Origin of the sequence: Streptomyces sp. OZ13 (assembly GCF_052068155.1) — a bacterium.
In the GTDB taxonomy this organism is placed as follows: Bacteria; Actinomycetota; Actinomycetes; order Streptomycetales; family Streptomycetaceae; genus Streptomyces.
Window position 1 is genome coordinate 665,237 of record NZ_JBQHCZ010000003.1, and the last position, 25,490, is coordinate 690,726.

Sequence of the window (25,490 nt, forward strand, 5' to 3'; positions counted from 1 at the left end):
CCGCCCCGCACCACCCGAACGGCCCACACCGCTCGCCGCCCGGCAGGCGCCGCCAGACGCTGAGGTTCCTGCCCCTGAGGACGGAGAACGAGCATGACCAGTAGCGCTCGAAGCACCCGAACCGCCTCCCCCGGTACAGGCGGCGGGTCCGCCTGGGCCACCGGCGGCACGGTGTTCGCCGGTGTCCTGATGCTGGTGGAAGGCGTCTTCGGCATCCTGTCCGGGATCGCCGCGATCGCCGAGGACGACGTGTACACGCGCGTCGGCGACTACGTCTTCAAGTTCAATCTCACCACTTGGGGCTGGATCCATCTGATCCTCGGCATCCTGGTGGCGGTCACCGGCTGGGGCATCCTCCAGGGAGCCGCCTGGGCGCGGGGCCTCGGTGTGGGGCTGGCCGCGCTGGTCGTCGTCCTTCAGTTCATGTGGCTGCCGTACCAGCCGATCTGGGCGGTGGTGTCCATCGCGATCGCCGTGTTCGTCATCTGGTCCCTGACCTCCCATCACGGACGCGGGTCGGATCACGACCGCACGACCGCGCACTGAAAACACCGCGCCCCTCGGTGACACCGGGAAGGTGCAGGAACGCAGCCCGGCCCAGGGCCTCCTGGCGCTGCTCGCCCTGATGAAGCCGGCCGTGCTCGTCGTCGCCGCCTCGTGCGGCTTCCAGGGCGGACGGATCTTTCCCGCGGTGTTCGTGGGCGTGGCTCTCGGGATGCTCGCCCACGCCCTCGTCGACGCGGTGCCGATGGCACTGGCGACGGGAGCCGCCGTGTTGGGTGTGCTGGTCGCCGTGACCCGGCAGGGCCGGCTGAGCCTGTTCATGGCCGCCGTCCTCGTCGCCGACCCGCGCCTGCTGCCCCTGCTGTGTGTGGCGATCCTTCCCGCGTGGCTGATCGTCACCGGCCGCCCCGAAATGCGGATCCGGGGCACGGCGGAGCCGGCCGGGGCCTTGCAGGGCAGGCCGGGCGGGCATAGCGTTGACTGAGTCAACGCTGACCCCGGAGCCGATCATGCCGATACAAGAGATCCGCGCGTTCAACCGCTTCTACACCAACCTCATCGGCGCGCTCGACTACGGCAAGCATCTGTACACTCCGTACACGCTCACCGAGTCCCGTGTCCTGTACGAGCTGGCGCACAGCCCCCGGACCGACGCCGCCGACCTGCGCGGCGAACTGTCGATCGACGCCGGGTACCTGAGCCGGCTGCTCGCGAAATTCGAGCGCGACGGGCTCGTCGCCCGCGGCCCCTCCGAGCGGGACCCGCGACGCCAGCGGATCACGCTCACCGACCGCGGCAGGAAGGCCGCCGCACTGCTCGACGAACGGTCCCGGCAAGCCGTCGGCGCGCTGGTCGCCGACGTGCCGGAGCGGGACCGGGACCGGCTCGCGGAAGCGCTGAGCACCGTACGGGAGCTGCTGTCGCAGGCGAGGCCCGGCTCCGCCGCCGAGCCGGTCCTGCGGGATCCCGGCCCCGGTGACCTGGGATGGATCGTCCAGCGGCACGGCGCGCTCTATGCCGCCGAGTACGGGTGGGACGCCGGCTTCGAGGGCCTGGTGGCCCGGATCGTCGCCGATTTCGCGCAGGAGCACGACCCCCGGCTGGAGCGGGTGTGGATCGCCGAGACGGACGGGCGTCCGGTCGGCTCGGTGATGTGCGTACGGGACGACGCCCCTGACACGGCCCGGCTGCGGCTGCTGCTCGTCGACCCCGAGGCACGCGGGCACGGCCTCGGCGACCGGCTGGTGCGCGCCGCCGTGGATTTCGCGCGCGATGCCGGGTACCGGGACATGGTGTTGTGGACCAACGACGTACTGACCGCGGCCCGCCGGATCTACCGGCGCGCCGGGTTCACGCTCGTCGCCGAGAAGCCGCACCGCTCGTACGGAGCGGATCTGGTCGGCCAGGACTGGCGGCTGTCACTCCAGGAAGGAACGGATCGATGAAGTTCGCCTTCTCGACCCTCGGCGTGCCGGGCAGGCCGCTGACGGAGGTGGCCAGGCTCGCCGCCGACAGCGGATACCAGGGCGTGGAACTGCGCGCCCATCCGGAGGAACCGGTGCACCCCGGCATCGGCACGACCGAACGGGCGGAGGCGGTCAGGGAGTTCGAGCGCGCGGGCGTCGAGATCCTCACCGTCGCCGGCTACGCGCGGATCGCCGCGCCGGGTGACGACAAGCCCGTGATCAAGGAGATGGAGGAGCTCGGCCGGCTGGCCAAGGACCTCGGGGCGCCGTTCGTCCGGGTGTTCCCCGGCGGCGGCGACCAGGACCCGGCGCAGGCCGACGCGATCGCCGCCCGCCGGCTCGCCGCCGCCGCGGAGACCGCCGCCGACCTCGGCGTGCGCATCCTGCTGGAGACGCACGACTCGCACCGCACGGGCGCCGATGTCACCCGGGTGCTGGGTCTGGTCGGTCACAAGCACGCCGGGGCCCTGTGGGACGTGATGCACACCTGGCTGGGCGGCGAGGCGCCGGAGGCGACCCAGGCGGCGCTGAGCCCCTTCCTCGGATACGTACAGGTCAAGGACGTGGCCTCCCGCGAGGACCTGACGCCGCTGCCCCTGGGCCAGGGCGTGCTGCCGCTCGCAGAGTGCCTCGCGCTCGCGGACCCGGGCGGCTGGGTGTGCTGGGAGTACGAGAAGCGGTGGTACCCGACCGCCGCGGAGCTGCCGGGGCTGCTCACCGAGGGCAGGGAGCATCTGCTCTCGCTGCTCTGAGGGGCCGGGTCCGAGCGGCCCGCTTCTGCGAGCGCCCGTTTCTGAGCAGCCTGCTTCTGAGCTGCTGCTTCTGCGGCCGGGACGGTTCGGCGGGCGCCGAACCGTCCCGGCTCTAGCGTGCACGGGACCGACTCACGAAGGAGCGACTCCCATGTACGAGCGCGAGATCGCGGCGCGTTTCCGCGAGGTCAACGGCGACCATCCGATGTCACCCGCGGACGACGCCTATGTGACCGCGCAGTTCGCCGTACTGGACGACCTGTGCCTGGTTTCCGGCCGCGACCCGGGCGCCGTACGGCTGATGATGCTGGCCGGGCTGCTGCCGCTGCCCGGCTATCTGCGCTCCGACGGCGCCCAGATGGTCCCGCACGACCTCTTCGCACCGGCGGAGGCGGCCGGCGGTCCGGAGAACCTGGAAGCCTGGTTCGTCGCACACTGGGCCGACCCGGCGGCGGGGCGCCAGGAGTGGGAGGCGTATCTGAGCGGCCAATACGTGTGCCTGCACTCCGTCACCCCGGCGTCGATACAGCGCAAGGAGCGGCTGACCGCCGAGATCACCGCGGCACCGCACGACCCGGACGCCGGCACGCCCCGGTGGTCGGCGAGGCTGCACGCGGCGATCGACGAACTGGACGCGCTGGAGCCGGCGTTCACCCCGTACGACCGGCTCCGTTTCGGTGGTCCGACCTCCCGCGACCTCTGCATCGACGCGATGCGCGCCCGCTTCCCGCAGGATCCGGCTACTGCCAGGGAACGGTGAGCCAGGGGCTTTCCGGGTCGGTGGTGAGCGTCTTGTGGATGTCGACGACCTCCGTGTACCAGGGGCCGAACTCCTCCTCGTCGAAGTGGAGGCACCGGCCGAGCGCATACCCGGCTCCGAAGTCCTCCCAGGACCGGTACACCGTCGCGCTCAACTCACCGGCACGGACCACGGCGCTTTCGGCCCTCGCCGGATCGCAGTACCGGGCGGCCAGGCCCCAGCGCGCCATGTTGGCCGCGCGGCCGAAGTCCCAGGAAAGGACCGACCTCACGCAACGGCCCTCGGACAGGACCCCGTCGGCGCGGAAGCGCGCCTCGTAGCGGGTGATGCGCCCGATCAGCTGCTGGACTGCGTGGATGTCCTCCTCCGAGACCGTCTCCGGCTCCGCGCGGCGGCGCATGACGTGCGCCGCCGTCTCCCTCCACTGCACGGGATCGACGGTGTCTCCGTACTCACGCGCCATCGCGCGGCGTACGGAGAGGACGAACTCCCATACGGGGCTCACGTACCGGCCCTGCAGCAGGTCCTCCTGGGTCCGGTGCCAGTCGTCGGCGCTGTGGATGTCCCACGACTCGTCCAGCGTCTCGCGCATCTGCCGGAACCCTTCGAGGTGCGAGGCCGGGGCGTTCCACAGGTCGCCCCTGTGCACGGCGAGTTGAGCGCCGCAGGCCAGGCCTCTGGCCACCGGGCCCCGGGTCGGCCCGCCCACCCGCAGGGTGCGCAGCAGGCCCTTCTTCCGCGGGGTGACCCGTTCCGCGTGCTGCCGCCACAGGTGGAGGGTCTGCGGGTTCGCCGGGAAGTACGCCTCGCCGGGCGTGCCGGGGTTGACCGCGAGCCAGGTGGGGTCGTTGTCCCAGGTCCGTACGACACTCTTGAACGACGTGCGGTTGAAGACCGGGTCGGGCTGGGGCAGCGGCAGGGCGCCCTCGGTGTAGAAGGCGTAGCACCATGTGCCTGTCACGGGGCTCCGGTAGGAGTACTGCGTTCCCGTGCCCGCTTCGGCGTCCGCACGTCCGACCGGGTAGTAGAGGTCCGTTCCGGACAGCGTGTCGAAGAACGATGCCCAGTCACCCCGCGTCTTCGCCTCGTGGAGCCGGTGTTCCACCTCGGTCGGCGCCTGCCATCCGTACGGCATCGCGGCGGCGGTCACGCGATCACCCTCTCCCCAGCGGCTCGAGGCACATGGCCTCCGCGTCGGCCGCGTACTCGAGGCGCATCAGCAGTTCGTCGCCGTCGCAGTCGGCGAGCCGCGCCGTGCGGTACTCCGCCAGGTGCGACCCGCAGTCCACCCGCCGGATGTCCTGATCGGGCCATGTGCCGTGGTTCCTCACGCAGTCACCGACCCGGACGGAGGCCGCCGCGGGGCCGCTGTCGAACGCCGCCGTCGTGATGCCCGTCGCCAGCACGACCACCATCAGCACGATCGGCGTGAGGACGAGCAGGGCGGGAGGACGTGCCAGCACCCGCCTTCCCGGGTCCAGCGGAGGCCGCCAGCCGCCGTACGGAGCGGCGAGCCTGCGGAACCGGGAGCGCGGGCCGAGGTTCATCAGGACCGTGACCGGGGTGATGAAGAGCGACATCACGCCCCACCAGCCCTGCCACAGTGTGTCCGTGGTCATCCGGCGGTGCAGCGATGTTCCGCACGAGCGGCAGAAGAACCCCTCGCGCTTCCGCGAACGCATGACCAGGAACATGCCTTGATGGCCGCGGATCACCGCGTGGACGGCGGGCAGCGAGCCGCACACCTGGCAGGGCACGGCGCCTCCTGGCCCCGCTCCCGTGTGCGCCTGGTAAAGGTGCTGCTGCGTCGTGGCGTCGTACCCGGCCTGCCCCGGACCATAAGGCGGCGTGGACATGGGTGATCCCCCCGTCGGTCGATCGGAAGGATCACCCTAGAACGTCAGGTTCGAGCGGCTGTCAGCGGTTCTTGGGACTCCGGTGCGGGCCGTGCCTGCCGGCGGCCCGGCAGGGACGTCAGCGCGACGCCGCCGACCAGCAGGGCCGCCGCGCACCAGCGCAGGGGGTCGATCGGCTCGCCGAGGAAGAGGTACGCGGAGGACATCCCGAAGACGGGGACGAGGAGGGAGAACGGGGCCACGGAGGACGCCGGGTGGCGGCGGAGCAGCAGGCCCCAGGCGCCGAAGCCGAAGATCGTGGTCACCCAGGCGACGTAGAGGACGACTCCGGCGCCCGTCCAGTCCAGGGAGCGCAGCGCGGCCAGATCGCGGTCGGCGCCCTCCAGGAGGAGGGAGAGGCCGAGCAGGGGCAGGACGGGGACGGTGCTGACCCACACCATGAAGTTCAACGCGTCGGGCGGCGCGGCCTTGCGGGTCAGGACGTTGGAGACGCCCCAGCAGGCGGCCGCGGCGACGACCAGGAGGAATCCGGACAGCGGGCCGGAGGCGCCCTCGTCGACGGCGGCGACCGCGATGCCCGCCAGAGCCACGGCCATCCCGGCGATCCGTGTCCGCCCCGGCCGCTCGCCGAGTGCGGCGAAGGCGAACACGGCGGTGAAGACCGCCTGTACCTGGAGGACCAGGGACGAGAGTCCGGCGGGCGCCCCCAGGTCCATGCCCGTGAACAGCAGGCCGAACTTGGCGACGCCCAGGACCAGGCCGACCGCGACGATCCACTTCCAGGCGACCTTCGGCCGGCCGACGAAGAAGACCGCGGGCAGCGCCGCGGCCAGGAACCGAAGGGCGGAGAAGAGCAGCGGCGGGAAGTGGTCCAGGCCGATCTCGATGACGACGAAGTTGACTCCCCAGACGGCGGCGACCAGTGCGGCGAGGGCGATGTGGGCGGGGCGCATGACAGGGAGCATCCCGCCACGGGACCGTGTAGCACCAGCGCGGATTTCTTCATGGTTGGATGAAGCGTTGCTGATGATTGCCGTCGATGAAAGCGTGAGTGGGGACAGACATGCTCGACCTCGGCCGACTGCGCGCACTGCACGCCGTGTCCGTCCACGGCACGGTGGGCGCCGCTGCGGCCGCGCTCGGCTACACGCCGTCCGCGGTCTCCCAGCAGATCGCCAAACTGGAGCGGGAGACCCGCACGACGCTCCTCGAACGCGAGGGCCGTGGCGTCCGGCTGACCGACGAGGCCACGCAACTGGCGGCGACCGCACAGCAGTTGCTGTCCCTGGTCGAAGAGGCCGAGGTGCGCCTCGAAGAGCGGCGCGGCGCGCCGGCCGGGCGGCTGACGATCGCCTGCTTCGCCAGCGCCTCCCGCGGACTGATGCCGTACGTGCTCGCCGACCTCGCCCGCCGCCATCCCGGCCTGGACGCCCGGCTCCACGAGGTGGACCCTCATCTGTCCGTCGACCTCGTCGCCCGCGGCGCGATCGACCTGGCCGTGGCGCACGACTGGGACATCGCACCGCTGCCGACCCCGCCGGGAGTCGAGCAGGCCGTCATCGGCGACGACATGTGCGACGTGCTGGTCCCGGCCGGCCATGCCCTGGCCGCTGCCGACTCCGTGCGGCGCGAGGACCTCAAGGACGAGCGCTGGATCACCCAGCCGCCCGGCACGGTCTGCCACGACTGGCTGCTGCGGACCCTGCGGGCGGCCGGCTGCGAGCCGCTGATCGCCCATCAGGCGGAGGAGAACCACACCCAGGTCGCCCTGGTGGCGGCCGGACTCGGCATCGCGCTGGTGCCCCGGCTGGGCCGCGGGGCGCTGCCGCCCCAGGTGGTAGCCGTACGGCTGGCCCCGGTGCCGACGCGGCGGCTGCACGCCCTGTGGCGTACGGGGGCGGCGAGGCGGCCCGCCATCACGGAGACGGTGCGGACGCTGCAGAAGCTGTGGCCGGAGGTCTCCGCGCGCTGACCGCCCTCGTCCGGGCGGGCCGTTCCGGCGCGGGCCGTCGGCCGCCGGTCCGGTGACGGTTGTGCGCGGGGCCTTGACCTGGCAGTTAGTTTCCGGATATCCGTGTCCCCTTGGCAGTTTCCTTCAACTCCCCTTGTGCCACACCCATGTCGAGCATGTAGAGCAAGGCCGGAAGGAGCACCAGTGCACGACCGGAACCTCTCCAGACGCACTCTTCTCACCGCGACCGCCGTCGCCGCGGGCGCCGTCGCCACCACCGCGCTACCCGCTCTCGCGGCGCCGGCAGCCGTTTCCCGCGGCACCAAGGACCGGCTCACGCGGCTCATCTCGAGGATGAGCATCGAGGAGAAGGTCGGCCAGCTCTTCGTGATGCGGGTCTACGGGCACTCCGCCACGGACCCGGACCAGGCCGACATCGACCTCAACCTCGAAGAGATGGGCGTGCGCAACGCCGCCGAACTCGTCGCCGAGTACCACGTCGGCGGCATCATCTACTTCGCGTGGGCGCACAACACCCGTGACCCGCAGCAGATCGCCGGTCTGTCCAACGGCATCCAGCGGGCCGCGCTCGCCCAGCGGAACCCCGTACCGCTGCTGATCTCCACCGACCAGGAGCACGGCATCGTCGCCCGCGTGGGCAAGCCGGCGACACTGATGCCTGGTGCGATGGCCCTCGGCGCCGGCGGATCCGCGCACGCAGCCCGCAAGGCGGCGCAGATCGCGGGCAGCGAGCTCGCCGCGATGGGCATCGTCCAGAACTACGCCCCCGTCGCCGACGTGAACATCAACCCCGCCAACCCGGTCATCGGCGTGCGGTCCTTCGGCGCGGATCCGGCCGCGGTCGCCCGGATGGTGGCCGCGCAGGTCAAGGGCTACCAGAGCGCGGGCATCGCGGCGACGTCCAAGCACTTCCCCGGACACGGCGACACCACCGTCGACAGCCACACCGGCATCCCGGTGATCACCCACACCCGCCAGGAGTGGGAGGAGGTCGACGCACCGCCGTTCAGGGCCGCCATCGCCGCCGGCATCGACTCGATCATGACGGCGCACATCCAGTTCCCGGCGCTGGACGCCAGCAACGACCCGGCGACGCTGTCCCGGCCCATCCTCACCGGCATTCTCCGCGAGGAGCTGGGCTACGACGGTGTGGTGGTCACGGACGCGCTCAACATGGAGGGCGTGCGGGAGAAGTACGGCGACCACCGGGTGCCGGTGCTCGCACTGCTCGCGGGCGTGGACCAGTTGCTCAACCCGCCGGACCTGGCGGTCGCCTGGAACGGTGTCCTGGACGCCGTCAGGAACGGCGAGATCACGGAGGCCAGGCTCGACGAATCGATCCTGCGGATCTTCCTGCTCAAGGAGAAGCTCGGTCTGTTCCGCGACCCGTTCGTCCCGCAGCGGGAGGTGGGGCGCACGGTGGGCACGCCGGCGCATCTCGCCGCCGCCGACCGGATCGCCGAGCGGACCACGACGCTGCTCACCAACCCCGACGGACTGCTGCCGCTCAGCCGCCGCAGCCACAACGAGGTCCTGGTGGTCGGCGCCGATCCGGCGTCGCCCAGCGGCACGACGGGGCCGCCGACGACCGTACTCGCCAACGCCTTCGGCGAGCTGGGCTTCACGGCCACCGCCCTGTCGACCGGCACCGCCCCCAGTAACGCGAAGATCACGGAGGCGGTCGCCGCGGCCCAGGGCAAGGACGTGGTCGTCGTCGGCACGTACAACGTCTCCGCGACCAGCTCACAGCGCACCCTCGTGGCCCGGCTGGTGGCGACCGGCGTGCCGGTGGTCGCGCTCGCCATCCGCAATCCGTACGACATCGCCAGGCTCGACGGGGTCGCGGCCGCCCTGGCGGCCTACTCCTGGACCGATGTCGAACTGCGGGCCGCGGTACGGGTGATCGCGGGCCACGCGGACCCGCAGGGCCGTCTGCCGGTGCCGGTGCAGCGGGCCGACGACCCGTCACAGGTGCTGTTCCCGATCGGGCACGGGCTGTCGTACCGGTAGCCGAGGACCGGTGGCCGCCGACCGATCGCCGCCGACCGCAAGAGAAGGGGCCGTGCCCGCAGCCGGAGAAGGCTGCGGGCACGGCCCTTGCGACGCTCCCTGTCACGGGCGCAGCATCGGCTCGCGCTCCAGGTCGCGCTTGTCGAGCTTCGCGTCGGCCTTGGCCAGCGGCCTGGCCTTCGCCGGGTCCTCCTGGACCGCGGCCGGGGCGACGCCCGCCCAGCGCAGGATCGCGGCGGTGGCCTCCGCCCGCTCGTCCGCCACCAGACCGGCGACGTTCGCACCGTGGTTGGCGCCCGGCGCGGTGTAGACGTGGCTGTCGCGGGTGCCCTTGCCGACCCGGAACGGCTCGGCGCCCCACGGATCGTTCTCGCCGTAGACGAACATCATCCGTTCGGCGTTGTGCCGCACCCAGGTGTCGACGTCCTTCATCACCCACGGCTTGAAGCGCATGGAGATGTCACGCGGAACGAAGTTCCGCGGCGGCTGGTAGCCGTAGCGACTCAGGCCGTTCAGGTGGGGCTGCGTGATGTCGGGCGAACCGAGCTCGGTGCCCGCCTGGTAGTAGTACGGCGTGTAGGTGGCGAGCACCTGGTCGGCGTAGAAGGAGAAACCGGAGATGGCGTCGACGGTGTCGAAGATCTCCTGGTCGGACGCGGTGGCCGCGGCCGGGATCGTCTCGCAGTCGGACACGTTGCTGTACTGCCAGAACGCCCACACGAAGTCGAGGACGACGGCCTCGTACGCCTTGTCCAGGCTGCCGACGGTGTCGAACGTGTAGCCGCCGTCGGCCGCGTACTTCTCGTACATCGCCTCGAGCGGCTCCCGGCGCACCAGGGCCTCGCGCTGGACCGCGTTCAGCTTGTCGCGGCACTCCTTCGTGCCGACGTTCTCGAGGAACCGGTCGTACGCCCGGTCCTCGTTGTTCACGACGTCGTTGGGCGCGACGTACGCGACGACACCGTCCATGTCGTTCGGGTAGTGGCGCTCGTAGTAGGTGGCGGTCATGCCGCCCTTGGAGCCGCCCGTGGAGAGCCAGTTCCTGTCGTAGATCTTCTTCAGCGCCTTGAAGACCCGGTGCTGGTCGCTCGCAGCCTGCCAGATGTCCAGCTTGGACCAGTCGGCGGGCGCGGGACGCGACGGCGTGAAGTAGCGGTACTCCAGAGAGACCTGGTTACCGTCGATGATGGCCGTCGGCTCGCTGCGACGCGGCGTGGTGGAGACGTTGTAGCCGGAGGTGAAGAAGACGGTGGGGCGGCTGGTGTCCTTGTGCAGCAAGGTGACCCGCTGCTTGAACGTGCCGCGCCACGGGTGCCGGTGGTCGACCGGCTGTGTGTAGTTGAGGACGAAGAAACGGTAACCGGGATACGGCTTCTCCTCGATGAGACTCATTCCCGGGACCGACAGAATCCGGTCCTTGATGTCCGTGCCGGTCGCCGGCTCTGCGGCGGTGGCCGCACCCGCCGTCACGCCGGCCGCGCTCACGGTGCCTATGAGCACCACGAGCGACAGCAGCCATCTGAGCGCCTTGCGCATTCACCCTCCCCTGGAGATCTCCCCTTGAGATCAAGCGGTCGCGGGTGAACCTAGCGGTGTCAACACAGGCCCCGCCAGACCCGGTTGAGCCTTACCGTCGCATCAGCACAGAATCCATCCGGTGGAACGGGAGGTCCCGGAGACCGAACCGGTGGCGCGTACACAGCGGTTGAGGGCGTGCACGGTGACGGGGCCGGCCTGCCGGGTGAACCTCCCGCTGTCCGTGTCCGCGCGCCCGCCCCGGGGCTGGAGGGAGACCGACATGGGCCGGCGGACGCCGGGGCGCTTGGCGAGGGTGACGGCGCAGGCGTAGTCGCCGCGTTCGTAGACGCGCAGTTCGCCGGTCGAGAAGGTTACGGTCTTGGCCAGCCGGCCCGGGCAGGGCGCCGCGGCGTCGGCCTGCTGGACGCCCGGGGCGGCGACGGTGAACGCCGCGACCGCCGTGACCACGGCGAGCACCCGCCCTACGACACGGCCCGGCCGCCCCGTACTCCTGATCCACGCCCCACCGAACACGCTTGCTCCCCACTGCCACCGCTCCGTACTTGCGTACGACGCGTGAGGCCGGGGGATCGGTTGCGCGCGTTACGGGCCGCTACGGACTGCTACCGCCGCGCCGGGGGTGGCGGTGGTGGCCCTTGCGCCGGGCGGCGGGAGCCCGGCGGACCGGCCGGGGGGCGGGAGCCCGGCGGACCGGCCGGGGAGCGGGGAGCCGCGCGGACGCAGAGGGCGCGGGGGCAGGGAGCCCCGTTCGGACGCGGCCCGGCCCGTCCGCGCGGACGGGCCGGGCCGGGCGACGCCCGCGGGCGTCGCCCGGCGGAGCCGGCGGCGTCACACCGTCGCCGGCTCGTCCTCCCCTATGTCCTCCGTGCCCTCGCCGACGAACGTGCGCCACAGGGCGGCGTAGCGGCCGTCCAGGGCGAGCAGTTCGTCGTGGGTGCCGTCCTCCGCGACCCGGCCGTGGTCCATCACGACCACGCGGTCCGCACGGGCGGCGGTGGTGAGCCGGTGGGCGACGACGAGGGTCGTACGCCGGCCGGTCAGCCGGTCCGTCGCCTGGTTCACCTGGGCCTCGGTCGCCAGGTCCAGCGCGGCCGTCGCCTCGTCGAGCAACAGCACGTCCGGGTCGACGAGTTCGGCGCGGGCCAGGGCGATCAGCTGGCGCTGCCCCGCGGAGAGGTTGCGGCCGCGCTCCGAGACCTCGTGGAGGTAGCCGCCCTCGAGCGTGGCGATCATGTCGTGCGCGCCGACGGCCCGCGCGGCCGCCTCCACCTCGGCGTCACTCGCGCCGGGGCGGCCGTAGGCGATGGCGTCACGGACGGTGCCGGAGAAGAGATACGCCTCCTGCGGGACGACGCCGAGGCGGTGCCGGTACGCGGTCAGGTCCAGCTCGCGCACGTCCTTGCCGTCGACGGTGACCCGGCCGCTCGTCGGGTCGTAGAACCGGGCCACGAGCTTGACCAGCGTCGACTTGCCGGCGCCCGTCTCCCCCACGAAGGCGACGGTCTGCCCGGCGGGGATGCGCAGATCGACGCCGGTGAGGGCCTCCTCCTCGTCCCCGTAGGCGAACGACACCTCCTCGAAGCCGATGTCGCCGCGCAGTGCCCGCACCGGGTGCGGCTCGGCGGGCGTGAGCGTCGAGGCCGGCTCACGCAGCAGTTCCTGCACGCGGCGCAGTGACACGGCCGCCTGCTGGTAGCCGTCGAAGACCTGCGAGAGCTGCTGCACGGGCGCGAAGAACAGATCGATGTAGAGCAGATAGGCGACCAGCGCGCCCGTCGTCAGGGTGCCCGCCTCGATCCGGCCCGCGCCCACGATCAGGACGGCGGCGGTGGCCACCGACGACAGCAGTTGCACGAACGGGAAGTAGATCGAGATGAGCCACTGGCCGCGCACCCGGGCCTGGCGGTAGCTGTCGCTGCGGGCCGCGAAGCTCTCCCGGCCGTTGCGCTCGCGGCGGAACGCCTGCACGATCCGCAGACCCGAGACGGACTCCTGAAGGTCGGCGTTGACGACGCTGATGCGTTCACGGGCGAGTTCGTACGCCTTGACACTCTGCTTGCGGAAGAAGTACGTGCCGACGATCAGGACGGGCAGTGTCGCGAAGACGACCAGGGCGAGTTCCACGTCGATGACGACGAGCGCGACCATGATCCCGAAGAAGGTGACGACCGAGACGAACGCGGTGACCAGGCCCGTCTGCAGGAACGTGGACAGCGCGTCCACGTCCGTCGTCATCCGCGTCATGATGCGGCCGGTCAGCTCACGCTCGTAGTAGTCGAGCCCGAGCCGCTGGAGCTGCGCGAAGATCTTCAGACGGAGCGAGTACAGCACCCGCTCACCGGTGCGGCCCGTCATCCGGGTCTCGCCGATCTGCGCCGCCCACTGCACCAGCACGGTCGCCAGTGCGAGCAGCGAGGCCGCCCACACGGCGCCGAGCGCCACCTGCTCGACGCCTTCGTCGATGCCGTGCCGGATCAGGATCGGCAGCAGCAGGCCCATGCCGGCGTCGACGGCGACCAGACCGAGACTGACCAGCAGCGGCAGTCCGAAACCCCGCAGTACGGCCCGCAGCCTGCCGCCCTCGCCGGCGGTCGCGCCCGCGGGCTCCGGGCGGGTGGCCCGCGCCTCGTCGATGTCGGGGGTGTCGGTGGCCGGGGGCAGCGCCTCGACCTGGGCCAGCAGCTCGGGCGTCGCGCCCGGCTCCTCCTTCGCCTCTTCCGCGTTCTCGTCCCGCGCCCACAGCCGCGGCGTGATGCCGCGCTCCACGTCGAACTCGGCATCGAGCTCGTCGCGTACGGTGCGGTCCTCGTCCGGTTCGGGGGCGGCCTGCCGGACGATGTGGCCGGGCGAGACTCCGCCCAGCTCGTCCGGGTCGGTCAGCAGCCGCCGGTACAGCGCACAGCGCTGCTCCAGCTCCTGGTGCGTGCCGATGTCGGCGAGCCGGCCGCCGTCGAGCACGGCGATGCGGTCGGCGAGGTTCAGGGTCGAACGGCGGTGGGCGATCAGCAGCGTCGTACGCCCGGCCATGACGTGCTTGAGCGCTTCATGGATCTCGTGCTCGACCCGGGCGTCGACGGCCGAAGTGGCGTCGTCGAGGAGCAGCAGCCGCGGATCGGTGAGGATGGCGCGGGCGAGCGCGATGCGCTGGCGCTGGCCGCCGGAGAGGGTGAGGCCGTGCTCGCCGACCTTGGTGTCGTAGCCGTCGGGGAGCTCGGCGATGAAGCGGTCTGCCTGGGCGGCGCGGGCCGCCGTCTCGATCTCCTCCTGCGTGGCTTCCGGGTACCCGTACGCGATGTTGGCCCGGACGGTGTCCGAGAAGAGGAAGCTGTCCTCCGGTACGAGGCCGATGGCCGCCCGCAGCGAGTCGAACGTCAGCTCCCGCACGTCGTGGCCGCCGACCAGCACGGCGCCGCGGGTGGCGTCGTAGAAGCGGGGAAGCAGCAGCGAGACGGTGGACTTGCCGCTGCCGGACGCACCGACGACGGCCACGGTCTCACCGGCGGCGATCTCCAGCGAGAACCCGTCGAGGACGGGCCTGCCCTCCGCGTACTCGAAGCTCACGTCGTCGAACTCGACGGTGGCCGGGGCGTCGGCCGGCAGCTCCTTCGTGCCGTCCTTGATGGCCGGCTGCGTGTCGATCAGGTCGAAGACCCGCTCCACACCGGCCCTGGCCTGCTGGGCGACGGTCAGCACCATGGCCAGCATCCGCACCGGGCCCACGAGCTGCGCGAGATAGGCGGAGAAGGCGACGAACGTACCGAGCGTGATGTCGCCCTTCGTGGCCAGCCAGCCGCCCAGCGCCAGCATCGCCACCTGACCGAGGGCCGGGACGGACTGCAGGGCGGGGGTGTACTTGGAGTTCAGCCGGATGGTGCGCATGCGCCCCGCGAAGAGCTTCCTGCTCACGTCGCGCAGCTTCTGCGTCTCCTGCTCCTCCTGCCCGAAGCCCTTCACGACGCGCACACCGCTGACCGCCCCGTCGACCACCCCGGCGACGGCCGCGGCCTGGCTCTGCGCGTACCAGGTGGCCGGGTGCAGCCGGGTGCGGCTGCGTTTGGCGATGACCCACAGGGCGGGGGCGACGGCCAGCGCGATCAGGGTCAGCGGCAGGGACAGCCACGCCATGACGACGAGGGAGATGCCGAACAGCACGAAGTTCCCGATGGTCATCGGGAGCATGAAGAGCAGCCCCTGGATCAGCTGCAGGTCGCTGGTGGCCCGCCCGACGACCTGCCCGGTGGACAGCTCGTCCTGCCGCCGCCCGTCGAGGCGGGTGATCGTCCCGTACATGTCCGTGCGCAGGTCGTGCTGCACGTCGAGCGCCAGTCGCCCGCCGTAGTAGCGCCGGATGTACGTCATCACGTACACGGCGAGGGCGGCGGCGATCAGCAACCCGGTCCAGGTGTTCAGCGAGCGCGTCTGCGCGGTGATCACGTCGTCGATGACGACCTTGATGATCAGCGGTACGAGCGCCATGACGGCCATGCCGCCCAGCGACGAGCCGAGAGCGAGCACGACGTTGAGCCGGTACCGCCATGCGTACCCGGACAGCCGCCGTGCCCACCCTTGCGCTGCTGGTGCCGCCGCCACGTGATGCCTCCCCGTCGAAACCGCTGCCGGCCCGTCCGACCTGATCATCGGATCCGATCGCGGGCCTGATCTTCCGGAAGGCACCAACGCGGCAGCCGACGGATTTCATCCCTCCGCGCCCCGACGGCACCAAAGACCGGTCCAGGGTCCTAGGACCCGGCCTTGACCTCAAGCGCGCTTGACGTAACAGGCTCGCTGGCATGGACACCGACATCGACATCGAACAGATGCGGCGCGAGCTGCGCGCCCTGGCCGACCGTGCCGAGATCGCGGATCTGCTGGACCGGTATCTGCGGTCCCTGGACGAGGGGCCGCTCGACGAGGAGTGGGCCCGCGCCTTCCACACGGAGGACGTCACCGCCGAGATGCCCGTCGGCACGGTCCGCGGGCGGGACGCGCTGCTGACCACCGTCCGGCGGACGATGGCCCTCTTCGAAAGGACCGTGCATCTGGGGAGCAACACGGTCATCGAACTCGACGGGGACCGTGCCACGGCCCGCGGCGCCCAGCTCAGCACGCATGTCCTGGCGGACGGCTCTGAAGACGTCTTCGTCTCCGCCGGTCACACGGACTCCGAGCTCACCAGAACCCCGGCCGGCTGGCGCATCTCGGCGACCACCCTGCGCGTGGCGTGGACACGGGGCACGCCGCCCGACGTGGAGTCGGGGCTGACGGTGGAGTCGGGGCCGAAGCAGGCGGGTGAAGCGCCCTGACAACCGTCCGGACCTGGCGGACGACGGGGCGGGGGTGTACGGGCATGGTGCCGAGGTGCGGCCCCTGCGTCGCGGGACGACATCGGCGGCTCGTCCCGACACCGCCGGGCCGGGATGCGTACCGGCCGAAGACGGCGGCCGCATTGTCAGTGGGCCCTGCCACGCTACGCGTACGTCGACGCGTTCGACGGCACGAGCCATCAACAGGACGACGGGGAACACCATGGGCACCTGGGACATCGGGCACTTCGACAACGACACCGCCGCGGACTTCTCCGGGACGCTGGACGACGCGGCCGAGAGCGAGCGTCCCGGCCTCTTGCGCGAGGCGCTGCTGCGCGTCGTCGGGACCGACGATTTCCTGGACAGCGACGAGGCGGCCGAAGCGGTGGCCGCCGCGGCGCTGGTCGCCGCGCAGTGTCCCGGCGGGGAGGCCGTGACGACGCCCTACGGCCCGGACGAGCCCGTCCCCGCGCTGCCCGCCGACCTGCGGTTGCTCGCGGTCGAGGCACTCGACCGGACGCTCAGGAAGCCGTCGGAGCTGATGGAGCTCTGGGACGAGACCGCTGCCGGTCCGGCGTGGCGGGCGGGCATGGCCGGGCTGCGGGAGGTACTGGCGGGGACCTGCCCCTCCACCCACGGCTGACACGCCCGCGCTCCCGGCCTCACCGAGCGCGCCGGTTCTCGCAGGGGCCGATGAGTCGGGCTCTGTTCAGGAGTCTGTCCTGGTGCAGGTCCGTACACCAGGCACGAGGAGTGAGCAGCCATGGCCGACGACGAAGCAGAGATCCGGAGCCTGATCGAGCGGTGGGCCGAAGCGGTTCACCGGGGTGACCTGCCGGAAGTGCTGGCGGATCACGCCGACGACATCGTGATGTTCGACGTGCCGCCGCCTCACGACGGTGTCCGGGGCATCGAGGCCTACCGCGAGACATGGCCGCCGTTCTTCGAGTGGCAGGCGCAGGGCGCCTCGTTCGAGATCGTGTCGCTCGACGTCACCGCCGGCGGGGACGCCGCCTTCGCGTACGCGCTGCTGCGCTGCGGAACGCCCAAGGAGCTGGCGGAGCACCCGGAGAGCCGCCTGCGGCTGACGGTCGGGCTGCGTAAGGAGAAGGGACGCTGGGTGGTCGCGCACGAACACCATTCGTTCGCGGACACGACCACCGACAGTGGCACGTGAGAGCGTTCCGCCGCTGCGACGGGGCGTGGCGGGGCAGGTACGCACCCACCACACTCCGGCGCGGTGTGAGGGACGGCGGTCCGGCGGCCTCATCGGCCGCGGCGGGCCAGGTCGTGACCGACCGCGGCGGGCCGGGGCGTGACCGGCCGCTGTGACCGGCCTCAGGCGTCCCGTCGAGTCAGCCGCCGGCCGCCCACCCACAGCGCCGCCGCCACCCAGAGGACCAGGACACCCGTCCCCGTCCATGGGTTCAGCGGGCCGTCCGGGTGCTGGAGCAGGATCTGCTGGCCCGCGCGGTCCGGGAGGAAGTCGACCCAGCCGCCGCCCTGCGAAACGTCCCCCAGCACGAACGACAGCATCAGCAGGAACGGGATCAGGATGCCCATGACCGCCGGCGCGCTGCGCAGCGCTGCCGCGAGCCCGGCCGCGAACAGGGTGATCAGCGCCAAGTAGAGCCCGCATCCCACCACGGCCCGCAAAGCGCCCGGCGTGCCTATGCCTACGCCGCGGTCGCCCAGGGCCGCCTGCCCCAGGACGAAACACGTCGTGCTCGTGATCAGACCGACGGCGAGCACCAGCAGGCCCACGACCGTGAGCTTGGCCGCGTAGAACACGCCCCGGCGCGGGACGGCGGCCAGCGATACGCGGATGGCTCCGGTCCGGTATTCGCCGGCGACGGCGATCGAGCCGAAGCAGATCGCCGCGATCTGACCGAAATTGAGGCCGGAGAGCGAGGTGCGGACAGGGTCGAATCCTCGTTCGGCAGCCTCCTCGGCGCCGAGTGTCGCGCATATCAGGACGGAGAAGCCGACTGTGGCCGCGAAGACGGCGGCGAGCGTGACGCACTGGGAGCGCACCGACCGGATCTTCAGCCACTCGGAGTGCAGTACGGGGACGACGGACGGCATGGTCAGGCCTCCTGGGCGGCAGTGGCGGGCCGGGCGGTCGTGTACTCGGCCTCGTCGGCCGTGAGAGCGAGGTATGCGTGCTCCAGCGAGGGCTCCTCGCCGGCCAGTTCGAGAATGGGAATGCCTTCCTGGGCGGCGAGCGGCCCGATGTCCTCGACCCGGGCACCCTCGACTGTCCACCGCCCGTCCGCACCCTCGGCCGGGTGGAGGCCCCTGGCCGTGAGGAGTGCACGCAGCCGGGCAGCTTCGGTGGTGCGCAGCCGGACCCTTGGCGTCGTCCATGCTTCGATGAACTCCCGCATGCCGGTGTCGGCGAGCAGTCGGCCCCTGCCGAGCACCACCAGGTGGTCGGCGAACGAGGCCGTCTCGCTCATCAGATGGCTGGAGACGAGGACGGCCCTGCCCTCGCCGGTCAGTTCCCGCACGAGCTCCCTGATCCAGATGATGCCCTCGGGGTCCAGCCCGTTCGACGGCTCGTCGAGCATCAGCACCGCCGGGTCACCGAGCAGGGCCGCCGCTATGCCGAGCCGCTGGCGCATGCCGAGGGAGTACGTCCTGATCCGCCGGCCCGCCGCACTCGCGATGCCCGCCTGTTCCAGCACCTCGTCCACACGACGGGCCGGTATCCGCGCCGCCGCGGCGAGGATGCGCAGATGGTCCCGGCCCGTGCGGGAACCCACAGCTGCCTGCGCGTCGAGCAGTGCGCCCACGTGGCGCAACGGCTGGTCGATCTCCGCGTACGGGCGGCCGCCGATGGTGGCCGTGCCCGACGTGGGCCGGTCCAGGCCGAGGACGAGGCGCATGGTCGTCGACTTCCCCGCGCCGTTCGGGCCGAGGAAGCCGGTGACCTTGCCGGGGCGGACACTGAACGTGAGCCCGTCCACGGCGCGCCTGTCGCCGTACTCTTTCGTGAGTTGTGTGACGTCGATGCTGGTCATGGCAATCAGCCTCGCCGCCGGGCAGGGCCGGCGGCCTCCCCCGCCGGAGGAGACCGTCTCCCCCGTGAGAGGGAGCCGTCACGGCGGGTGCCGCTGGCACGATGACGGAATGCTCCACGTGCTCCGCTTTCTCCGCCCGCTGACCCGTCGGATCACCTACACCCGCTGGCTGCACCTGTTCATCGGCACCGTCGTCATGGGCGTGTGGCTGTTCATCGACACGAAGCACCTGTACGTGCCCGTGCTCGCGCTCGGTCTGCTCGGGTTCGTCCCGGCGATGCGGCTCGTCGAAGGTCTGCAGGCCCGGCTCCTGCTGTCGCCGTACGGATACAAGGACGACTCGTCCGGTATCGCCGTCTCGTCCTCTGTCACCTGGGCGGACCGGTGGCGGACGGCCCTGTGGCTGGAGATTCGCCTCGGCCTGGGGCTGTTCACCGGAATGCTGACGGTGCACCTGCTCGGCGCGTCGATCGACCTGGCCGGCTTCGCCGTGGGCGAGCAGCCCGATTCGGGCTCGATGGTCCCGCTGCCCTCGGGCGGCCACTGGTGGTACGCGGTGCTCACGCCCCTGCCGCTCGCGGTGCTCCTCGCCGCCGTCGTGGGCCTCGGGGAGCTGATCACCGTTGTCGCCCTGCGCCTGCTGGGCACGTCGGCGGCGGAGCGGCTCACCGCCCTGGAGGAGCGCACGGAGCAGCTGCTGGAGCGGAACCGCATCGCCCGGGAGTTGCACGACTCGATCGGACACGCGCTGACCGTGGCGGTGGTGCAGGCGGGCGCGGCGCGGGCCGCAGGGGACAGCGAGTTCACCGAGCGGGCGCTGGCCGCGATCGAGGAGACCGGCCGCGCGGCACTGGACGACCTGGAGCGCGTGCTGGAAGTGCTCCGCGAATCGGGCCAGCCGGTCGGCAGCCGCCCCACGCTCGCCGACGCCGACCGGCTGCTGGAGTCGGCGCGGGCGTCCGGCGCGGAGGTGCACGCCGAGGTGACGGGTCCGCTGACGCTCGTACCGGGGCCGGTGTCCCGGGAGGGGTACCGCATCGTCCAGGAAGCCCTGACGAACGTGCTGCGGCACGCGGGCCCGGTGCCCACCCGGGTGCGGATCGCCGTCGCCGACGGCCGGCTCGACCTGGAAGTCGTCAACTCGCTGGCCGGCCCAGTCACTCCCACCGCTCGCGGCAGTGGACTGCGCGGTATACGGGAGCGTGCGGCGCTGCTCGGCGGAAAGGCCACGAGCGGTCCGCACGAGGACAGTTGGAGGGTCAAGGTGGGGCTGCCGCTCGACGGCATACGCTGAACGTGTGCCGATCACCGTGCTGCTTGTCGACGACGAACCTCTTGTACGGGCGGGGCTTCGTGCCGTGCTGGAGGCCCAGCCGGACATCGAGGTGGCCGGCGAGGCCGCCGACGGGGCCGCGGTGATCCCGCTGGTGCGTCAACTGCGGCCGGACGTGGTGGCGATGGACGTGCGGATGCCGTTGATGGACGGCATCGAGGCGACCCGTGCCGTGCTGCGCACGGTCGACGCACCACCGAAGATCCTGGTGGTCACGACCTTCGAGAACGACGAGTACGTGTACGAGGCGCTGCGCGCGGGTGCCGACGGTTTTCTGCTCAAGCGGGCACGCCCGGCGGAGATCGTGCATGCGGTGCGGCTGGTCGCCGAGGGAGAGTCGCTGCTGTTCCCCGCGGCTGTACGCGCACTGGCCGCCGAGTACGGCAATTCGGCGGCGCGCACGGCGATGGAACGGGCCGCGCTGACCGAGCGGGAGGCCGCCGTCCTGCGGCTGATGGCGCGCGGGCTCTCCAACTCGGAGATCGCGGCGCAGCTGTTCGTCGGCACGGAGACCGTCAAGACCCATGTCAGCGCGGTGCTGGCCAAACTGGGCGCGAGGGACAGGACGCAGGCGGTCATCGCCGCCTACGAGTCGGGCTTCGTCGCACCTGCCTGACCCGGTCCCGCCGCCCGGCGAAGACCAGGTGGCGGGAGCAGGACGGCGGGACCAGGACGGTTACCGCAGCCGGGCATGGCGTGGCCCCGGCACACCCGGCCGCGGCCGGGCCGTCACCGCCCCACGGCCCCTGCAGTCACAGGTGCGTCGGGGCGAACATCCGCAGCAGCGCCGGGAGGACGACCACCGACGGGCCCGGCTGGGCGAAGGCCTTCGCCAGGTCCTCCGACAGGGACTCCGGGCTCGTGCGGACAGCGGGGACGCCGAAGGACTCCGCCAGCGCCACGAAGTCCGGGCGGGCCAGCTCGGTGGCGGTGGCCTCGCCGAACGCGTCCGTCATGTACTCGCGCAGGATGCCGTAGCCGCCGTCGTCGACGATCAGCCATGTGACCGGCAGGCCGTACTGGCGGGCGGTGGCGAGTTCGGCGATGGAGTACATCGCGCCGCCGTCGCCGGAGACGGCGAGGACGGGCCGGGAGGGGTCGGCGGCGGCCGCGCCGAGGGCGGCGGGGAAGCCGTAGCCGAGGCCGCCGGCGCCCTGGGCCGAGTGCATGGTGTTGGGCTTGCGGGCGTCGAAGGCGGACCAGGCCCAGTAGGCCAGGATCGTCATGTCCCAGAAGCTTGGCGAGTCGTCGGGCAGCGCCTCCCGGACGGAGGCGAGGATCCGCTGCTCCAGGGTGAGTTCCTGGGCGTCGATGCGAGCCCGGACCGCCGCGAGCACGTCCCGCACGGAGGCGGCGGCCGACGGGTCCTCGCGTTCCGCCACCGTCTCCAGCAGGGCGGACAGCGCGAGGCGCGCGTCCGCGTGGATGCCGAGCGCCGGGTGGTTGGACTCCAGCTTGCCGAGGTCGGCCTCGATCTGGATCACTCGGCCGCGCGGGGCGAACGTGTGGTAGTTCGAGGACAGTTCGCCGAGGCCGGAGCCGACGACGAGCAGTACGTCCGCCGACTCCAGGAAGTCGGTGGTGTGGCGGTCCTCCAGCCAGGACTGGAGGGAGAGCGGGTGCTCCCAGGGGAAGGCGCCCTTGCCGCCGAAGGTGGTGACGACCGGCGCGTCGAGCTTCTCGGCGAGCGCGAGCAGCTTGCCGGAGGCATCGGAGCGTACGACTCCGCCGCCGGCGATGATCGCCGGCCGGGCGGCGTTCGACAGCAGGTCGGCCGCGACGGCGGTGAGTTCGGGCCGTGGCACGACGTCGTCGGGTGTGGCGTCCATGGCGGTGACGACCGGGAAGGTGGTCCCGGCCAGGAGGACGTCCTGCGGGATCTCGACCCAAACGGGTCCGTGCGGGGCGGTCAGCGCCGATTCCCAGGCGGCCGCGATCGCCGACGGGATCTGGGAGGCCGTGCGCACGACGTGCACGGACTTGACGATGTCGCGGAACGACGCCTGCTGGTCGCGCAGTTCGTGCAAGTAGCCGTGGCGGCCGCCGCCGAGCCCGGCGGAGGGCACCTGGCTGCCGATCGCCAGCACGGGCGCCGACGCCGCGGCCGCCTCTTGGAGCGCGGCGAGGGACATCAGCGCGCCGGGCCCGGTCGACAGCAGCAGCGGTGCCGCTTCGCCGGTGACCCGGCCGTACGCGTCGGCGGCGAAGCCCGCGTTGTTCTCCACGCGCAGGCCCACGTACCGCAGGGACGAGCGGCGAAGGGCGTCGAACATGCCGAGCGCGTGCTGGCCGGGCAGACCGAAGACCGTCGTCGCGCCGAGCCCGGAGAGGGTCTCGACGACGAGGTCGCCGCCGTTGCGGCCGGCCGGCGGGTTCAGGGCCGCCTCTGTCTGGGCCGCGGTGGGGCGCAGCACCAGGTCGTGGTCGTGGGTCACTGCGTCTTCCTCGCGTCGGCGATCTGCCGGGACATGATCGTGGTCAGCTCGTACGCGGTGTGCGACGCGGCGACGGAGGTGATCTCGGCGTGGTCGTAGGCCGGCGCCACCTCGACGACGTCGGCGGAGACGAGGTTGCAGGACGCGAGGCCGCGCAGGATCTCGAGGAGTTCGCGTGAGGTCATGCCGCCGGCCTCGGGGGTGCCGGTGCCGGGGGCGTGCGCCGGGTCGAGGCAGTCGATGTCGATGGAGATGTACAGCGGCCGGTCCCCGATGCGCTGCCGCAGCTGGTCGGCGACCTCGTCGGCGCCCCGGCGGTAGACGTCGGCGGAGGTGACGATGCCGAAGCCCATCTTCTCGTCGTCGGTGAGGTCCTGCTTGCCGTACAGCGGGCCGCGGGTGCCGACGTGGGACAGCGCCTCGGTGTCGAGGATGCCCTCCTCGACGGCGCGACGGAACGGGGTGCCGTGCGTGTACTCGGCGCCGAAGTAGGTGTCCCAGGTGTCGAGGTGCGCGTCGAAGTGGAGCAGGGCGACCGGCCCGTGCTTCTTGGCTACGGAACGCAGCAGCGGCAGTGCGATGGTGTGGTCGCCGCCGAGCGTCATCATCCGGGCGCCGGTTCCGAGCAGGTCGTCGGCGGCGGCTTCGATGGTGTCGACGGCCTCGTTGATGTTGAACGGGTTGGCCGCGATGTCACCAGCGTCGGCGACCTGGGCGAGCGCGAAGGGCGAGGCGTCCTGCGCCGGGTTGTACGGGCGCAGGAGCCTCGAAGCCTCGCGGATGGCGTTGCCGCCGAAGCGCGCACCGGGACGGTAGGAGACCCCGGAGTCGAAGGGGACGCCGACCACGGCGACGTCGGCACGGCCGACCTCGTCGAGCCGGGGCAGCCGGGCGAACGTGGCGGGTCCGGCGTACCGCGGGATGCGGGAGGAGTCGACGGGGCCGCGCGGCTGCTCGTTGCTGCTCATGTGACATGCCTTCCTTCTTGCGCTTCGTTGCGCATTCAGCCTTTTGATGGCGTTTGTACGACTTTAACTGCGGGCCGGTGCGGCCTCGGCGGCCGGGGCCTCCGGTTCGGTCTCGTCGCCGCCGCGGCCGGCCAGCCGCTCACGCCAGGCGGCGAGCACGGCCGGGTCGGTGGGCCGGGTGGCCAGGCTGACGGCCACGTACGCGGCGAGGGAGGCGAGCAGGCCGTAGTAGACGGGCTGGTTGGCCAGGATGCCGTATGCCGCCATGAGGCCGATGACCGAGAGGCCGCCGACGGTCACCGCGGCGAGCGCGCCCTGCACGGTGCCGCGCTTCCACAGCAGACCGCCGAGGATGGGCACGAGCAGGCCGCCGACGAGCAGGTTGTAGGCGACGGTGAGGGCCTGGACGACGTCGTTCAGGGCGATGGCGATGAGGATGACGCCGACGCCCATGATCAGGATGAAGGCGCGGTTGCCCTTGACCTCGTCGTGTTCGCCCTCGGCCTTGGCGGTGAGGCCGCGCAGCCGGGACCAGATGTCGTTGTTGGCGACGGTGGCGCAGGCGATGAGCGCGCCGGAGGAGGTGGACATGACGGCGGCGAGCGCGGCGGCCAGCACCAGGCCCCGCACGCCCATCGGCAGCTCGTCCTTGACGATGGTGGCGAACGCGTCGTCGGCGCTGGGCAGCTTGGGGTAGATCACCTTGGCGGCCGTGCCGATGACGGCGCCGGCGAGGGCGTAGGCGAGGCAGTACGTACCGGCGACGGTGCCGCCCCACTTGGCTACCTTGTCGGTGCGGGCCGTGAAGACCCGCTGCCAGATGTCCTGGCCGATGAGCATGCCGAACGTGTAGATCAGCACGTACGTGAAGATCGTCTCGCCGCCGATGCCGAGCGGCTCGAAGTACGCGGTCGGCAGGGCCGCCTTCATCTCGGCGAAGCCGCCGGCCTTGACGACGGCGATGGGCAGGAGCAGAAGCAGCACGCCGATGGTCTTCACCACGAACTGCACCATGTCGGTGATCGTGATGGACCACATTCCGCCGAGGGTCGAGTAGGCGACGACGATCGTGCCGCCGAGGATGATCGCGGCGGTCCGGGGCAGGTCGAAGAGGACGTCGAAGATCGTCGCGTAGGCGATGGTCGAGGTGACGGCCAGCATCAGGGTGTACGCCCACATGACGACGCCCGAGATCACGCCGGCCTTGCCGCCGTAGCGCAGGTCGAGCATCTCGGAGACGGTGTAGACCTTGAGCCGGGCGATCCGCGCGGAGAAGAAGACGGACAGCGCGAGCAGGCCGAGGCCGATGGTGAAGACCATCCAGGCGCCCGAGAGTCCGTACTTGTAGCCGAGTCCGACGCCGCCGATGGTGGACGCGCCGCCGAGCACGATCGCGGCCATGGTTCCCGAGTACATCCAGGGGCCGAGCCTGCGGCCCGCGACCAGGAACTCGCTCTTGGACCTGGCGCGGCGCATGCCCCACCAGCCCATCGCCAGCATGCTGGCCAGGTACAGGACGATGACTGCGTAGTCGACGGCCATGGGCCCTCCTCTGCTCACCTCAGT

The 25,490-nt window shown here is 71.6% G+C and carries 22 protein-coding genes and 1 pseudogene; 12 read left to right on the forward strand and 11 right to left on the reverse strand.

Annotation, left to right across the window (positions count from 1 at the left end; genetic code table 11):
* The first annotated feature begins 93 nt into the window (after nt 1-93).
* The 5 genes and pseudogenes from ACTMTU_RS09970 (at nt 94) to ACTMTU_RS09990 (ending at nt 3,482) form a co-directional block, all read left to right on the forward strand.
* Nucleotides 94-546, forward strand: a complete 453-nt coding sequence (locus ACTMTU_RS09970) for a DUF7144 family membrane protein (protein ID WP_441263104.1) — start codon at nt 94-96, stop codon at nt 544-546.
* Nucleotides 547-601: 55 nt separating this feature from the next.
* A pseudogene (locus tag ACTMTU_RS09975) lies at nt 602-988 on the forward strand (ion channel protein); the annotation flags it as partial.
* Nucleotides 989-1,013: 25 nt separating this feature from the next.
* Nucleotides 1,014-1,949 (forward strand): bifunctional helix-turn-helix transcriptional regulator/GNAT family N-acetyltransferase, encoded by a 936-nt coding sequence (locus ACTMTU_RS09980; RefSeq protein ID WP_441263105.1) that lies wholly within the window; start codon nt 1,014-1,016, stop codon nt 1,947-1,949.
* A complete protein-coding gene (locus ACTMTU_RS09985; protein WP_441263106.1) occupies nt 1,946-2,722 on the forward strand; it encodes a sugar phosphate isomerase/epimerase family protein in 777 nt (258 codons plus the stop codon). Before ACTMTU_RS09980 ends, ACTMTU_RS09985 begins: the two co-directional genes overlap by 4 nt.
* A 151-nt stretch (nt 2,723-2,873) precedes the next feature.
* Entirely contained in the window at nt 2,874-3,482 is a 609-nt protein-coding gene (locus ACTMTU_RS09990) for a DUF6058 family natural product biosynthesis protein (protein WP_441263107.1), read from the forward strand.
* Here the strand turns inward: ACTMTU_RS09990 and ACTMTU_RS09995 are convergent.
* Genes ACTMTU_RS09995 through ACTMTU_RS10005 form a run of 3 tightly spaced genes read right to left on the reverse strand, consistent with a single transcriptional unit; the run spans nt 3,463 to nt 6,291 of the window.
* Complete coding sequence (locus tag ACTMTU_RS09995; protein ID WP_441263108.1) at nt 3,463-4,632, reverse strand: DUF1266 domain-containing protein; 1,170 nt, start codon at nt 4,630-4,632, stop codon at nt 3,463-3,465. The genes ACTMTU_RS09990 and ACTMTU_RS09995 overlap by 20 nt on opposite strands.
* A 4-nt stretch (nt 4,633-4,636) precedes the next feature.
* Nucleotides 4,637-5,338, reverse strand: a complete 702-nt coding sequence (locus ACTMTU_RS10000) for an LppU/SCO3897 family protein (protein ID WP_441263109.1) — start codon at nt 5,336-5,338, stop codon at nt 4,637-4,639.
* A gap of 44 nt (nt 5,339-5,382) precedes the next feature.
* The gene (locus tag ACTMTU_RS10005) at nt 5,383-6,291 is read right to left on the reverse strand and encodes an EamA family transporter (RefSeq protein ID WP_441263110.1); all 909 of its coding nucleotides are present in this window, start codon (nt 6,289-6,291) and stop codon (nt 5,383-5,385) included.
* A gap of 110 nt (nt 6,292-6,401) precedes the next feature.
* Here ACTMTU_RS10005 and ACTMTU_RS10010 point away from each other — a divergent pair, with 110 nt between their 5' ends.
* On the forward strand, nt 6,402-7,310 hold the full coding sequence (locus ACTMTU_RS10010; protein WP_441263180.1) for a LysR family transcriptional regulator: 909 nt from the start codon (nt 6,402-6,404) through the stop codon (nt 7,308-7,310).
* A 183-nt stretch (nt 7,311-7,493) separates the two neighbouring features.
* Nucleotides 7,494-9,320 (forward strand): glycoside hydrolase family 3 protein, encoded by a 1,827-nt coding sequence (locus tag ACTMTU_RS10015; protein ID WP_441263111.1) that lies wholly within the window; start codon nt 7,494-7,496, stop codon nt 9,318-9,320.
* A 102-nt stretch (nt 9,321-9,422) separates the two neighbouring features.
* On the opposite strand, the gene ACTMTU_RS10020 is transcribed toward ACTMTU_RS10015, so the two are convergent.
* The 3 genes from ACTMTU_RS10020 to ACTMTU_RS10030 form a co-directional block, all read right to left on the reverse strand.
* Nucleotides 9,423-10,856 (reverse strand): S28 family serine protease, encoded by a 1,434-nt coding sequence (locus ACTMTU_RS10020; RefSeq protein ID WP_441263112.1) that lies wholly within the window; start codon nt 10,854-10,856, stop codon nt 9,423-9,425.
* Between the two features lie 102 nt (nt 10,857-10,958).
* Nucleotides 10,959-11,315, reverse strand: coding sequence for a hypothetical protein (locus tag ACTMTU_RS10025; RefSeq protein ID WP_441263113.1), 357 nt, complete (start codon nt 11,313-11,315; stop codon nt 10,959-10,961).
* A 372-nt stretch (nt 11,316-11,687) separates the two neighbouring features.
* Nucleotides 11,688-15,497, reverse strand: coding sequence for an ABC transporter ATP-binding protein (locus ACTMTU_RS10030; protein ID WP_441263114.1), 3,810 nt, complete (start codon nt 15,495-15,497; stop codon nt 11,688-11,690).
* Nucleotides 15,498-15,649: 152 nt separating this feature from the next.
* On the opposite strand from ACTMTU_RS10030, the gene ACTMTU_RS10035 reads away from it, so the two are divergent.
* From ACTMTU_RS10035 to ACTMTU_RS10045, 3 genes are all read left to right on the forward strand, one after another.
* The gene (locus ACTMTU_RS10035) at nt 15,650-16,162 is read left to right on the forward strand and encodes a nuclear transport factor 2 family protein (RefSeq protein ID WP_441263115.1); all 513 of its coding nucleotides are present in this window, start codon (nt 15,650-15,652) and stop codon (nt 16,160-16,162) included.
* 223 nt (nt 16,163-16,385) lie between these two features.
* Nucleotides 16,386-16,808 (forward strand): DUF4259 domain-containing protein, encoded by a 423-nt coding sequence (locus ACTMTU_RS10040; RefSeq protein ID WP_441263116.1) that lies wholly within the window; start codon nt 16,386-16,388, stop codon nt 16,806-16,808.
* 120 nt (nt 16,809-16,928) lie between these two features.
* Nucleotides 16,929-17,342, forward strand: a complete 414-nt coding sequence (locus ACTMTU_RS10045; protein WP_441263117.1) for a YybH family protein — start codon at nt 16,929-16,931, stop codon at nt 17,340-17,342.
* Between the two features lie 161 nt (nt 17,343-17,503).
* On the opposite strand, the gene ACTMTU_RS10050 is transcribed toward ACTMTU_RS10045, so the two are convergent.
* Nucleotides 17,504-18,250: an ABC transporter permease gene (locus tag ACTMTU_RS10050; RefSeq protein WP_441263118.1), complete on the reverse strand. Its 747-nt coding sequence runs from the start codon at nt 18,248-18,250 to the stop codon at nt 17,504-17,506.
* A 2-nt stretch (nt 18,251-18,252) separates the two neighbouring features.
* Nucleotides 18,253-19,188, reverse strand: coding sequence for an ABC transporter ATP-binding protein (locus tag ACTMTU_RS10055; protein WP_441263119.1), 936 nt, complete (start codon nt 19,186-19,188; stop codon nt 18,253-18,255).
* Between the two features lie 118 nt (nt 19,189-19,306).
* Here ACTMTU_RS10055 and ACTMTU_RS10060 point away from each other — a divergent pair, with 118 nt between their 5' ends.
* Nucleotides 19,307-20,482, forward strand: coding sequence for a sensor histidine kinase (locus ACTMTU_RS10060; protein WP_441263181.1), 1,176 nt, complete (start codon nt 19,307-19,309; stop codon nt 20,480-20,482).
* Between the two features lie 4 nt (nt 20,483-20,486).
* Complete coding sequence (locus ACTMTU_RS10065; RefSeq protein ID WP_441263120.1) at nt 20,487-21,137, forward strand: response regulator; 651 nt, start codon at nt 20,487-20,489, stop codon at nt 21,135-21,137.
* Nucleotides 21,138-21,273: 136 nt separating this feature from the next.
* Here ACTMTU_RS10065 and ACTMTU_RS10070 read toward each other — a convergent pair whose 3' ends face one another.
* The 3 genes from ACTMTU_RS10070 to ACTMTU_RS10080 all read right to left on the reverse strand — a co-directional run bounded on the left by ACTMTU_RS10070 (nt 21,274) and on the right by ACTMTU_RS10080 (nt 25,466).
* Nucleotides 21,274-22,956, reverse strand: a complete 1,683-nt coding sequence (locus tag ACTMTU_RS10070; protein ID WP_441263121.1) for a thiamine pyrophosphate-binding protein — start codon at nt 22,954-22,956, stop codon at nt 21,274-21,276.
* On the reverse strand, nt 22,953-23,924 hold the full coding sequence (gene speB / locus ACTMTU_RS10075) for an agmatinase (protein ID WP_441263122.1): 972 nt from the start codon (nt 23,922-23,924) through the stop codon (nt 22,953-22,955). Before speB ends, ACTMTU_RS10070 begins: the two co-directional genes overlap by 4 nt.
* Before the next feature lie 63 nt (nt 23,925-23,987).
* Nucleotides 23,988-25,466 (reverse strand): sodium:solute symporter, encoded by a 1,479-nt coding sequence (locus tag ACTMTU_RS10080; protein WP_441263123.1) that lies wholly within the window; start codon nt 25,464-25,466, stop codon nt 23,988-23,990.
* Between the last annotated feature and the right edge of the window lie 24 nt (nt 25,467-25,490).

Bases quoted from the DNA above. Each gene is read 5' to 3' on its own strand.
- ACTMTU_RS10050 (WP_441263118.1), bottom strand. From the start codon at position 18,250: ATGCCGTCCGTCGTCCCCGTACTGCACTCCGAGTGGCTGAAGATCCGG.
- speB (WP_441263122.1), bottom strand. From the start codon at position 23,924: ATGAGCAGCAACGAGCAGCCGCGCGGCCCCGTCGACTCCTCCCGCATC.
- ACTMTU_RS09980 (WP_441263105.1), top strand. From the start codon at position 1,014: ATGCCGATACAAGAGATCCGCGCGTTCAACCGCTTCTACACCAACCTC.
- ACTMTU_RS09970 (WP_441263104.1), top strand. From the start codon at position 94: ATGACCAGTAGCGCTCGAAGCACCCGAACCGCCTCCCCCGGTACAGGC.
- ACTMTU_RS10040 (WP_441263116.1), top strand. From the start codon at position 16,386: ATGGGCACCTGGGACATCGGGCACTTCGACAACGACACCGCCGCGGAC.
- ACTMTU_RS10000 (WP_441263109.1), bottom strand. From the start codon at position 5,338: ATGTCCACGCCGCCTTATGGTCCGGGGCAGGCCGGGTACGACGCCACG.
- ACTMTU_RS09990 (WP_441263107.1), top strand. From the start codon at position 2,874: ATGTACGAGCGCGAGATCGCGGCGCGTTTCCGCGAGGTCAACGGCGAC.
- ACTMTU_RS10055 (WP_441263119.1), bottom strand. From the start codon at position 19,188: ATGACCAGCATCGACGTCACACAACTCACGAAAGAGTACGGCGACAGG.
- ACTMTU_RS10030 (WP_441263114.1), bottom strand. From the start codon at position 15,497: ATGATCAGGTCGGACGGGCCGGCAGCGGTTTCGACGGGGAGGCATCAC.
- ACTMTU_RS10020 (WP_441263112.1), bottom strand. From the start codon at position 10,856: ATGCGCAAGGCGCTCAGATGGCTGCTGTCGCTCGTGGTGCTCATAGGC.
- ACTMTU_RS10080 (WP_441263123.1), bottom strand. From the start codon at position 25,466: ATGGCCGTCGACTACGCAGTCATCGTCCTGTACCTGGCCAGCATGCTG.
- ACTMTU_RS10005 (WP_441263110.1), bottom strand. From the start codon at position 6,291: ATGCGCCCCGCCCACATCGCCCTCGCCGCACTGGTCGCCGCCGTCTGG.
- ACTMTU_RS10035 (WP_441263115.1), top strand. From the start codon at position 15,650: ATGGACACCGACATCGACATCGAACAGATGCGGCGCGAGCTGCGCGCC.
- ACTMTU_RS10010 (WP_441263180.1), top strand. From the start codon at position 6,402: ATGCTCGACCTCGGCCGACTGCGCGCACTGCACGCCGTGTCCGTCCAC.
- ACTMTU_RS09985 (WP_441263106.1), top strand. From the start codon at position 1,946: ATGAAGTTCGCCTTCTCGACCCTCGGCGTGCCGGGCAGGCCGCTGACG.
- ACTMTU_RS10045 (WP_441263117.1), top strand. From the start codon at position 16,929: ATGGCCGACGACGAAGCAGAGATCCGGAGCCTGATCGAGCGGTGGGCC.